The sequence below is a fragment of the Compostimonas suwonensis genome (assembly GCF_002797855.1).
Taxonomy (GTDB): domain Bacteria; phylum Actinomycetota; class Actinomycetes; order Actinomycetales; family Microbacteriaceae; genus Compostimonas; species Compostimonas suwonensis.
Window position 1 is genome coordinate 831738 of sequence record NZ_PGFB01000001.1, and the last position, 11766, is coordinate 843503.

Annotated in this window: 6 protein-coding genes; all 6 read left to right on the forward strand. The window is 67.7% G+C overall.

Features of this window, described 5'->3' with window-relative positions:
• The first annotated feature begins 21 nt into the window (after nt 1-21).
• The 6 genes from CLV54_RS03620 (at nt 22) to CLV54_RS03645 (ending at nt 11715) form a co-directional block, all read left to right on the forward strand.
• A complete protein-coding gene (locus CLV54_RS03620) occupies nt 22-1245 on the forward strand; it encodes a sensor histidine kinase (protein ID WP_100343550.1) in 1224 nt (407 codons plus the stop codon).
• On the forward strand, nt 1242-2000 hold the full coding sequence (locus tag CLV54_RS03625; protein WP_100343551.1) for a response regulator transcription factor: 759 nt from the start codon (nt 1242-1244) through the stop codon (nt 1998-2000). The genes CLV54_RS03620 and CLV54_RS03625 overlap by 4 nt, the downstream gene beginning before the upstream one ends.
• 456 nt (nt 2001-2456) lie before the next feature.
• Nucleotides 2457-5948 carry a DNA-directed RNA polymerase subunit beta gene (gene rpoB, locus CLV54_RS03630; RefSeq protein WP_100343552.1) on the forward strand — a complete coding sequence of 1164 codons (3492 nt, stop codon included), beginning with the start codon at nt 2457-2459 and terminating at the stop codon, nt 5946-5948.
• A gap of 48 nt (nt 5949-5996) precedes the next feature.
• Nucleotides 5997-9893 carry a DNA-directed RNA polymerase subunit beta' gene (locus tag CLV54_RS03635; protein ID WP_100343553.1) on the forward strand — a complete coding sequence of 1299 codons (3897 nt, stop codon included), beginning with the start codon at nt 5997-5999 and terminating at the stop codon, nt 9891-9893.
• 339 nt (nt 9894-10232) lie between these two features.
• A complete protein-coding gene (locus CLV54_RS03640) occupies nt 10233-11213 on the forward strand; it encodes a hypothetical protein (protein ID WP_100343554.1) in 981 nt (326 codons plus the stop codon).
• 43 nt (nt 11214-11256) lie between these two features.
• Entirely contained in the window at nt 11257-11715 is a 459-nt protein-coding gene (locus tag CLV54_RS03645) for a DUF6121 family protein (protein ID WP_100343555.1), read from the forward strand.
• Nucleotides 11716-11766: the final 51 nt, after the last annotated feature.

Below are 11766 nucleotides of genomic sequence, written 5' to 3' on the forward strand. Positions count from 1 at the left end.
CGATCGAACGCATGATGGAGTATGGCCGCACCCGCTAGCCCCGCAGAAGGCGCAGAATCCGCAGGAGGCGCAGACCTCGCAGACCTCCGCGACGAGCCGCCGACCCTCGGGGTCACGCCCCTCGCTCGCGCCCTCAACCTCATGGCGATCGCCGGTGTGTCCTACGGGCTGTCGACTCTCGACCCCGGACCGGTCTGGCCGATCGTGCTGACCGCGACGGCCCTCGTGCTGTGGCTCGTGCTCGTCGTCACGCCGAGGCGCCTGGTGCGCTTCCAGGCCGGCCTCGCGCTGGCTATGGCGGTGCTCGGCGGCGCGGCGGCGGGCGGCACCGCGGGGCTGGGGCTCGTCGTCGTCGCCGTCGGCATCCTGCGGCTCGTCGGCTCGGTGCGGCAGCCGCTCTGGCTGGGCCTCACGACCGTCGCCGCATCGTTCGCCGCCCTCCTCGTCGGCAGCCTCGCGCTCGGAACGGGCGAGGCCGAGCGCCTCGGCGTGCTGCCCGCCGCGGCCATCGTCGCGATCCTCGCCCTCGTCGGCTTCTCGCGCCGGGAGCGCGCCCGCGGCGTCGAGCAGTCCCGGCGGCTCGCCCGGAGCGCGGCCGAGGTGCGCCAGGAGCAGGCGCGATCGGCTGTGCTGCTCGAGCGGGCGCGCATCGCCGGCGAGCTGCACGACGTGCTCGCGCACAGCCTCGGCGCTCTCGTCATCCAGCTCGACGCGGCCGACGCCCTGTACGAGTCGGGCGACGTGGATGCCGCGGCCACGCGCGTGCGGCAATCCCGCACCCTCGCGGCGGAGGGTCTCGTCGAGGCCCGTCGCGCGGTGCGGGCGCTGCGCGACGACGTCGAGCTGTCGAGCGGCATCGCGGCCCTCGTCGCGGGCGAGCGGGCGCTCGGCGCGGATGTCGTGTGGAGCGAGAGCGGCCCGCCCCGCCGTCTCGGGGATCCCGAGCACACCGCCCTGCTGCGCGCGGCGCAGGAGGCGCTCAGCAACGCCCGCAAGCACGCGCCCGGAAGCGCGGTGCGGGTCGAGCTCGCCTGGCGCCCGGGCTCCGTCGCGCTGAACGTGACCACGGAGAACACGCGCTCGGGCCCGGACACCCGGCTCGCGGCATCCGGCGGCGGTGTGGGCCTCGTGGGCATGCGCGAACGGTTCGCGCAGCTGGGCGACCGTGCCAGGCTGAACGTCGGGCCGGTGCGCGACGAGAACGGCGCGCACTGGATCGTGAGCGCGGAGGTGGACGACGAATGAGCGACGACACACGAATCCGCATCGTCGTGGCCGACGACCAGGCCATCGTGCGCGACGGCCTCGTGACGGTGCTCTCGCTGCAGCCCGACTTCGAGGTCGTGGGGGAGGCCGCCGACGGCGAGCAGGCCGTGGCGATCGCCCTCGCGACCCGGCCGCACCTGGTGCTCATGGACCTGCGGATGCCGGTGCTGGGCGGCGCCGCGGCGACCGAGCGCCTGAGCCGCGAGCTGCCGCAGACCCGCGTGCTTGTGCTCACGACCTTCGACGACGACGCCTCCCTCGCCGACGCCCTGCGGGCCGGCGCGCGCGGCTACCTCACGAAGGACGCAGGCCGCGTCGAGCTCGCCGCGGCCGTGCGTGCCGTCGCGAGCGGGCAGTCGGTCTACGACGCGGCGGTCGGGGATCGGCTCGCCGCCGCGCTCACGGGCGGCGCCGCGATCCCACCGGGCGAGGCGCACGCGGGTGACGCGCCGCCGGCACCGCAGCCGGCGCACCCCACGATCGCGAGCCGGGCCGGCGCGGATCGCTTCCCGGCACTGACCCCGCGCGAGCGCGAGGTGCTCGCCCTCATCGCACAGGGAGCGAGCAACACCGAGATCGCGAGCGCGCTGTTCGTGAGCGTCACAACGGTCAAGAGCCACGTGAACGGCATCTTCTCGAAGCTCGGCATCCGCAGCCGGGCGCAGGCTGTCGCCCTCGTTCTGGGCGAACTCCCAGGCGCGCTCCCGGCCGGCGTCCCCGGCGACGACCGATAGCCCGCCGATGGCCCGCCGCAGAACTCACAACGACGGAGATTTCTCGCTCTGAGGCACGTTTCGCCCGGAATAGCACGCATTCGGGGCAAAACTCCGTCGTTTTGAGAAGCCCGGCGAGAGGAGCCGAGCAGCGTGGCGAGGGAGGGAGATCCGCGGGAATCCGGTCATCCGCGGGGGAATGCGCGACGCCTGCGCGCGGTTATACCGGACAAAGCGAAACTTCGCAAGGATTTTACTGGACATGCGGATCAATCCCGCATATAGTTATCCTTTGCGCTCCCAGACATACCTATGCCTTCATATTGCGGTCGGCTTCGCGTGCGAGGGCATCCGTCCGGCTCCGAGAGATTTCGGAGCTCGACCGATGCCGAGGCACCACTCTACAGACGTCTGGAGAGTTCATGCCCACAATGACCGACAGTAATTGAGACCCGACGGGGTCCACGGAGGTTTTCCTTGGCTGCTGCGCGCAACGCAACCACCAACTCACCCAAGAACGGCCGGGCAGCGTCTCGGCTCTCGTTCGCAAAAATCACGGACACGCTGACTGTTCCCGATCTGCTCGCTCTGCAGACGGAGAGCTTCGACTGGCTCGTGGGCTCGGAGGCGTGGAAGACCCGCGTCGAGGAGGCCAAGAAGGTCGGTCGTCAAGACCTTCCGGGTCGCAGCGGTCTCGATGAGATCTTCGAGGAGATCTCGCCGATCGAAGACCTCGGCGAGACGATGCAGCTGAGTTTCACGAACCCGTACCTCGAGCCCGAGAAGTACACGATCGACGAGTGCAAGGAGCGCGGCAAGACCTACGCCGCCCCCCTCTACGTCGAGGCCGAGTTCATGAACCACCTCACCGGTGAGATCAAGACCCAGACCGTGTTCATGGGTGACTTCCCCCTCATGACCGAGAAGGGCACGTTCATCATCAACGGCACCGAGCGTGTCGTGGTGTCCCAGCTCGTGCGCTCCCCCGGTGTGTACTTCGACCGCGCGATGGAGAAGACGTCCGACAAGGACATCTACTCCGCTCGCATCATCCCGAGCCGCGGCGCCTGGCTCGAGTTCGAGATCGACAAGCGCGACCAGGTCGGCGTTCGCATCGACCGCAAGCGCAAGCAGTCCGTGACCGTCTTCCTCAAGGCCCTCGGCCTCACGAGCGAAGAGATCCTCGAGGAGTTCAAGGGCTTCCAGTCCATCGAGCTCACCCTCGAGAAAGACGCCATCCTCACGAAGGAGGAGGCGCTCAAGGACATCTACCGCAAGCTGCGCCCGGGCGAGCAGGTCGCCGCCGAGGCCGCGCGCGCGCTCCTCGACAACTTCTACTTCAACCCGAAGCGCTACGACCTCGCGAAGGTCGGCCGCTACAAGATCAACCGCAAGCTCGGCATCGACGCGCCGCTCAGCGACTCGGTGCTGACCACGCAGGACATCCTGGCGACGATCAAGTACCTCGTGGCGCTGCACGACAACCAGACGACGCTCTCGGGCGTGCGCGACGGCAAGCCCGTCGAGCTGCGTCTCGACGTCGACGACATCGACCACTTCGGCAACCGTCGTATCCGCGCCGTGGGCGAGCTCATCCAGAACCAGGTCCGCACGGGTCTGTCCCGTATGGAGCGCGTCGTGCGCGAGCGTATGACGACGCAGGACATCGAGGCGATCACCCCGCAGACCCTGATCAACGTGCGCCCCGTCGTCGCCGCGATCAAGGAGTTCTTCGGAACCAGCCAGCTCTCGCAGTTCATGGACCAGAACAACCCGCTCGCGGGCCTGACCCACAAGCGCCGCCTGAGCGCGCTCGGCCCGGGCGGTCTCTCCCGTGACCGCGCCGGCGTCGAGGTGCGCGACGTGCACCCCAGCCACTACGGCCGCATGTGCCCGATCGAGACACCGGAAGGCCCGAACATCGGCCTGATCGGCTCGCTCGCGTCGTTCGCGCGCATCAACTCCTTCGGCTTCATCGAGACCCCGTACCGCAAGGTCGTCGACGGTCTCGTCACCGAGCAGATCGACTACCTGACCGCGAGCGAGGAGGACGACTTCATCGTCGCCCAGGCCAACGCCCCGCTCACGGCCGACTCGCGCTTCGCCGAAGACCGTGTGCTCGCCCGCAAGAAGGGCGGAGAGGTCGACCTCTTCCCCGTCGACGGCATCGGCTACATGGACGTCTCGCCGCGCCAGATGGTCTCTGTCGCGACATCCCTCATCCCCTTCCTCGAGCACGACGATGCGAACCGGGCCCTCATGGGCGCGAACATGCAGCGTCAGGCCGTCCCGCTTCTGCGCAGCGACAGCCCGCTCGTGGGCACGGGTATGGAGGGCTTCGCCGCGGTGGATGCCGGTGACGTTCTGACCGCGAACCGTGCGGGTGTCATCGCGGAGGTCTCGGCCGACGTCGTCACCATCCAGACCGACGAGGGCGGCACCGACACCTACTACCTGCGCAAGTTCGACCGCTCCAACCAGGGCACGAGCTACAACCACAGGGTCATCGTCTCGGCGGGCGACCGCATCGAGGCCGGCGAGGTCATCGCCGACGGCCCCGCGACCGACAACGGCGAGCTCGCGCTCGGCAAGAACCTCCTCGTGGCGTTTATGCCGTGGGAGGGCCACAACTACGAAGACGCGATCATCCTCAGCCAGAACCTGGTGAAAGACGACGTGCTCTCCTCGATCCACATCGAGGAGTACGAGGTCGACGCGCGCGACACGAAGCTCGGCAAGGAGGAGATCACCCGTGACCTCCCCAACGTGAGCCCCGAGCTGCTCGCAGACCTCGACGAGCGCGGCATCATCCGCATCGGCGCCGAGGTCCGCCCCGGCGACATCCTCGTCGGGAAGGTCACGCCGAAGGGCGAGACCGAGCTCTCGGCCGAGGAACGCCTGCTTCGCGCGATCTTCAACGAGAAGAGCCGTGAGGTCCGCGACACCTCGCTCAAGGTCCCCCACGGCGAGCAGGGCACGATCATCGGCGTCAAGGTCTTCGACGCGCAGGACGGCGACGACGAGCTCGGCTCGGGCGTCAACCAGCGCGTGGTCGTCTTCATCGCCCAGAAGCGCAAGATCACCGAGGGCGACAAGCTCGCCGGACGCCACGGCAACAAGGGCGTCATCTCGAAGATCCTCCCGGTCGAAGACATGCCCTTCCTCGCCGACGGCACCCCCGTCGACATCATCCTCAACCCGCTGGGCGTGCCCGGTCGAATGAACTTCGGCCAGGTGCTCGAGATCCACCTCGGGTGGATCGCCAAGCAGGGCTGGGAGGTCAAGGGCAAGCCGAAGTGGGCCGGGCGCCTCCCGGAGGCCGCGCACAGCGCCGCCCCCGGAACCAAGGTCGCGACCCCGGTGTTCGACGGCGCGCTCGAGGAGGAGATCGCGGGTCTGCTCGACTCGACGCTCCCCACGCGCGACGGCGACCGCCTCATCGACTCCTCGGGCAAGACGCAGCTCTTCGACGGCCGCTCCGGCGAGCCGTACCCGCGCCCCGTCTCGGTCGGCTACATGTACATCCTGAAGCTCCACCACCTCGTCGACGACAAGATCCACGCGCGTTCGACGGGCCCGTACTCGATGATCACCCAGCAGCCGCTCGGTGGTAAGGCGCAGTTCGGCGGTCAGCGCTTCGGTGAGATGGAGGTGTGGGCGCTCGAAGCCTATGGCGCCGCGTACGCGCTGCAGGAGCTCCTCACGATCAAGTCCGACGACATCCTCGGCCGCGTCAAGGTGTACGAGTCGATCGTCAAGGGCGAGAACATCCAGGAGCCCGGCATCCCCGAGTCCTTCAAGGTGCTCATCAAAGAGATGCAGTCCCTCTGCCTGAACGTCGAGGTGCTCTCGGCCGACGGCACGGCTGTCAGCCTCCGCGACACGGACGACGAGGTCTTCCGTGCCGCCGAAGAGCTCGGCATCAACATCTCCACCAGGTTCGAGAACTCGTCGATCGACGAGATCTAGGCCCGGCCAGACACATCAACGTCTTTTACTCCAAGGAGAGAAGGAACATTGCTCGACGTAACAACTTTTGACGAGCTTCGTATCGGCCTGGCGACCGCCGACGACATCCGTCGTTGGTCACATGGTGAGGTCAAGAAGCCCGAGACGATCAACTACCGCACGCTCAAGCCCGAGAAGGACGGCCTCTTCGGAGAGCAGATCTTCGGCCCGAGCCGTGACTGGGAGTGTTCGTGCGGCAAGTACAAGCGCGTGCGCTTCAAGGGCATCGTCTGCGAGCGCTGCGGTGTCGAGGTCACGAAGTCGTCGGTGCGCCGTGAGCGCATGGGCCACATCGAGCTCGCCGCCCCCGTCACGCACATCTGGTACTTCAAGGGTGTGCCGAGCCGTCTCGGCTACCTGCTCGACATGGCGCCGAAGGACCTCGAGAAGGTCATCTACTTCGCCGCGTACATGATCATCTCCGTCGACGAGGATGGTCGTCACTCCGACCTCCCCGGTCTCGAGAACGAGCTGCGCCTCGAGATCAAGACCCTCGCCGACCAGCGCGACTCGCGCATCGCCGACCGACTCCAGAAGCTCGAGACCGACCTGGCCGAGCTCGAGGCCGAGGGCGCGAAGAGCGACCAGAAGCGCCGCGTGAAGGATGGCGCCGAGAAGGAGATGGCTCAGACCCGCAAGTCGTACGACGAGGACATCTCTCGTCTCGAGCGCGTCTGGGAGGAGTTCCGCAACCTCAAGGTGGGCGACCTCAAGCCGGAAGACGCGGTCTTCAACGAGCTCATCGACCGCTACGGCATCTACTTCGAGGCCTACATGGGCGCCGAGGCGATCAAGCGCCGTCTGCTGAGCTTCGACCTCGCGACCGAGAGCGATCTGCTGCACACGCAGATCTCCGAGGGCAAGGGCCAGAAGAAGATCCGCGCCATCAAGCGCCTGCGTGTCGTCAACTCGTTCCTGCAGACGGGCCACTCGCCTGCCGCGATGGTTCTCGACGTCGTACCGGTGATCCCGCCGGAGCTGCGCCCGATGGTGCAGCTCGATGGTGGCCGCTTCGCGACATCCGACCTCAACGACCTCTACCGTCGTGTGATCAACCGCAACAACCGTCTTCGTCGTCTGCTCGACCTCGGCGCCCCCGAGATCATCGTCAACAACGAGAAGCGGATGCTGCAGGAGGCCGTCGACGCGCTGTTCGACAACGGTCGTCGTGGTCGCCCCGTCACGGGTACCGGCAACCGCGCCCTGAAGTCCCTGAGCGACATGCTCAAGGGAAAGCAGGGTCGTTTCCGCCAGAACCTGCTCGGCAAGCGCGTCGACTACTCGGGCCGTTCGGTCATCGTCGTCGGCCCGCAGCTGAAGCTGCACCAGTGCGGTCTGCCCAAGCAGATGGCTCTCGAGCTCTTCAAGCCGTTCGTGATCAAGCGCCTCATCGACCTGAGCCACGCTCAGAACATCAAGGCCGCGAAGCGTATGGTCGAGCGCAGCAACCCGCACGTGTGGGACGTGCTCGAGGAGATCATCCGCGAGCGCCCCGTGCTGCTGAACCGCGCACCCACCCTGCACCGCCTGGGCATCCAGGCCTTCGAGCCCCAGCTCGTCGAGGGCAAGGCCATCCAGCTGCACCCGCTCGTGTGCGCCGCGTTCAACGCCGACTTCGACGGCGACCAGATGGCAGTCCACCTGCCGCTGTCGGTCGAGGCTCAGGCGGAGGCGCGCATCCTGATGCTCGCGTCGAACAACATCCTCAAGCCGTCGGACGGCCGCCCGGTGACCCTGCCCACACAGGACATGATCATCGGTCTGCACCACCTGACGACCCTGAAGTCGGATGTCGCCGGCGAGGGCCGCGCGTTCGCGTCGGTCGCCGAGGCGATCCTCGCGCACGAGCAGCACACGCTCGACATCAACGCGAAGGTTCGTATCCGCCTCTCCGACGTGGTCTTCGCCCCGGGCACCGAGCCCGAGGGCGCCGAGCTCGTCGACGGCCGCTCCTCGCGTCCGATCCTCGTCGACACGACGCTGGGCCGCGCGATCTTCAACGAGGCGCTCCCGGCCGACTACCCGTACGTCGAGGCCGTGGCCGACAAGGGCCAGATCTCCGCGATCGTCAACGACCTCGCGGAGCGCTACCCGAAGGTGGAGGTCGCAGCGACACTCGACCGCATCAAGGACGCCGGCTTCTACTGGGCGACCCGCTCGGGTGTGACCGCCGCCCTCTCCGACTTCCTGACCCCGCCGAACAAGCGCGAGATCATCGGGGGATACGAGAAGCAGGCCGCCAAGGTCCAGAGCCAGTTCGAGAAGGGCCTCACGACCGACGCCGAGCGTCGCCAGGAGCTCATCGAGATCTGGAACAAGGCGACCGCCGAGGTCGCCCGGGCCATGGAGGACAACCTTCCCGCCGACAACAACATCAACCGCATGGTGTCGTCGGGTGCTCGTGGTAACTGGATGCAGGTTCGTCAGATCGCCGGTATGCGCGGCCTCGTGTCGAACCCGAAGGGCGAGATCATCCCCCGCCCGATCATCTCGAGCTACCGCGAGGGCCTGTCCGTCGCCGAGTACTTCATCGCGACCCACGGTGCCCGCAAGGGTCTGGCCGACACGGCTCTCCGTACGGCCGACTCGGGGTACCTGACGCGTCGTCTCGTCGACGTCTCGCAGGATGTCATCATCCGCGAAGAGGACTGCGGAACGAGCAAGGGCCTCGACATGCCGATCGCCGTCCAGGACGCCACCGGCGCCTGGGTGCGTGACAGCAACGTCGAGAACTCGGTCTACGCCCGCAGCCTCGCCGCCGCCGCCGTCGCACCCGACGGCACGGTCGTCGCCGAAGCCGGGGACGACGTCGGAGACGTGCTCATCGACAAGCTCCTCGCGGCCGGTGTGAACAACATCAAGGTGCGCTCGGTGCTCACGTGCGAGTCATCCGTCGGTGTGTGCGCGGTCTGCTACGGCCGTTCGCTCGCGACCGGCAAGATCGTCGACATCGGCGAGGCCGTCGGCATCATCGCGGCCCAGTCGATCGGCGAGCCGGGAACCCAGCTCACGATGCGCACCTTCCACACGGGTGGTGTCGCGTCGGCCGATGACATCACGCAGGGTCTGCCCCGCGTGCAGGAGCTGTTCGAGGCGCGTACCCCCAAGGGTGCGAGCCCGATCGCCGAAGCCGCAGGAAAGATCACGATCGAGGACACGGATCGCAGCCGCAAGCTCATCCTGACCCCCGACAACGGTGACGAGCCGATCGCCTACCCGGTGCTCAAGCGCGCGAGCCTCCTCATCGAGGACGGCCAGCACGTCGAGCTCGGCCAGCAGCTGCACGTCGGCGCCGTCGACCCGAAGGAGGTCCTGCGCGTTCGCGGTGTTCGTGCCGTGCAGATCCACCTCGTGTCGGGTGTGCAGGGCGTCTACCGCTCGCAGGGTGTGCCGATCCACGACAAGCACATCGAGGTCATCGTTCGTCAGATGCTCCGCAAGGTGACGGTCGTCGACCACGGTGACACCGGTCTGCTCCCGGGTGAGCTCGTCGACCGCCAGAAGTACAACGAGCTCAACCGTGCCGCCCTCACCGAGGGCAAGCGCACGGCCTCGGCTCGCCAGGAGGTCATGGGTATCACGAAGGCGTCGCTCGCGACGGAGTCGTGGCTGTCGGCCGCTTCCTTCCAGGAGACGACCCGCGTGCTCACGCAGGCCGCCATGGAGGGCAAGAGCGACCCGCTCGTCGGCCTCAAGGAGAACGTCATCATCGGAAAGCTCATCCCGGCGGGTACCGGCCTCGGCAAGTACCGCAACGTCACGGTGGAGGCGACCGAGGAGGCGAAGGCGGAGCGCTACCCGAACCGCATCTTCGCGGACGACTCGGTGTTCAACGAGTCCGACCTGAGCTTCGTCGACTTCGACAGCTTCTCGTCTGACGACTACACCCCGGGCAACTACAACTAGCAGTCGCCTGTCCACGACGGAAGGGCCCTCGCTTCGGCGGGGGCCCTTTCTCGTGCCCGCCCGCCCATCCCTCGCTCGCCGACCCAACCTCAACCTCAACCTCAACCTCAAACTCAAACTCAAAACGACGGACTTTTTGCCGAATCTGTCCGTGATCGGGGCGAAAAACGTGATTTCCGGCGCTTTCTCCGTCGTTTTGAGTGGGCAAGCGGGTGAGTGAGGCGCCAGGGTGAGGTCGTGGGTGAGGCATCGGAGAGTCAGGGGTGCCGCCGGCATCCGCGTTGCTAGAGTGTCACCCAATACGGATGCCCGATGTGGGCGCCGGCAAGGAGTGGCATCATGAGCGACACGACACCCCGTTCCGAGGAACCGGTCGAGCCCGCCGACGAGACACGCGAGATCCCGGCCGTCGAGCCGAACGACGGCACCGCCGACGAGCCGATCGTCGTGGCCCACGAGGTCGCAGCGGTCGCCGACGAGAACGGCGATGTCGTCGCTGTCGAGGAGACCATCGAGACGGTCGAGCCGATCGTCGCCGAGCCCGCGCAGGATGCCGCGACCGCGACTGCTGCGTACGAGACGGCTGCTGCTGAGACCGGCGCTGCTGAGACCGGCCCTGCTCAGACCGGCCCTGCCGAGACCGCCCTGCCCGTTGCCGAGGCCGTCGCGGCCCCCGTGATCATCGACCACGCCGTCGCCCCGGCCCCTGCGCCCGCCGGGCCCGTCGCCGAGGCCTACCCGGCCACCCCCATCTATGTGCAGGCGCCCGTGGCGCCCGTGAAGAAGAGCAATCGGGGAATCGGCTCGCTCATCGCGCTCGTCGGCGCCGTCGTCTACGGCGTCGTCTACGCGGGTGTCGCCGCGCTCATCATCGGCGTCGGCTCGACGCCCGAGGAGTTCGGCGAGGTCTTCACGCAGTACCTGCTGAGCCCCGCCTTCTACGTTCCCGTGATCTTCTACGCGATCGCGCTCATCGTGCTCGTGCTCATCGCCAACCGGGCGAACTGGTGGGCCTACGTGCTCGGCGGTTTCCCCGTGGCGATTGTCGTCTACTTCGCCTACATCGGCGGAGCACTGCTCACGGTGAGCGCCTGGGAGCTCACCCCCGACGAGGCGTCCTCCTTCATAGGCACGCTCTACACGAACGGCCTGACGCTCGCCGCCGCGATCATCGCCCGCGAGGTCACGATCTGGATCGGCGCCTGGCTGGCTGCCCGCGGTCACAGGCTCAAGGTGCTCAACGCCGCGGCCCAGGCCGACTACGAGCGCACTCTCGCCGAGCGTCCCACGGTGCAGCAGCCGTACTACGCGCAGAGCTGAGGCCATGCCGGCGCCCGCTGAGGATCGCCGTTACGCAACACTCGTGGCCGCGTTCTCCGCGATGGGCTACGGTGCGCTGCTGGTCGCGGCGTTCGGCATCCTGAGCCTGCTGACCGATCGGGACGTCATCGACGACCCGGATGCCGGCCCTCTCGTCGGTCCTGTGATGACGGTCGCCGCGATCCTGTTCGTGCTGCTCGTGCTCGTGCGCGTGGGGCGTGCGACTCCGCTCGCCCGTCAGCGGCCCCGGCTGTGGCTGAGCCTCGGCGTGGGTCTCGGCGCCTACCTGGTCTTCGCGCTCGTGGGCGCTCTCGCATTCTCGATCGGCACGGGCGCCGTGCTCGGTTTCCTGGGGTTCGCCTTCTCGCAGCTCATCAGCCCGTTCGCCGTCGCCGCGGGGGTCGCGGCGATCGTCGTGACGCTGCTGTTCTCGCTCATCCTGGCCTCACGCGGCGGCGGCTCGGAGCGCCCCGAGTGGCCCTGGGAGCACAACGAGCAGTAGGCGCTGCCGGGGTCTCCGGGTTCGTGCTCACAACGACGGACTTTCTGCCGA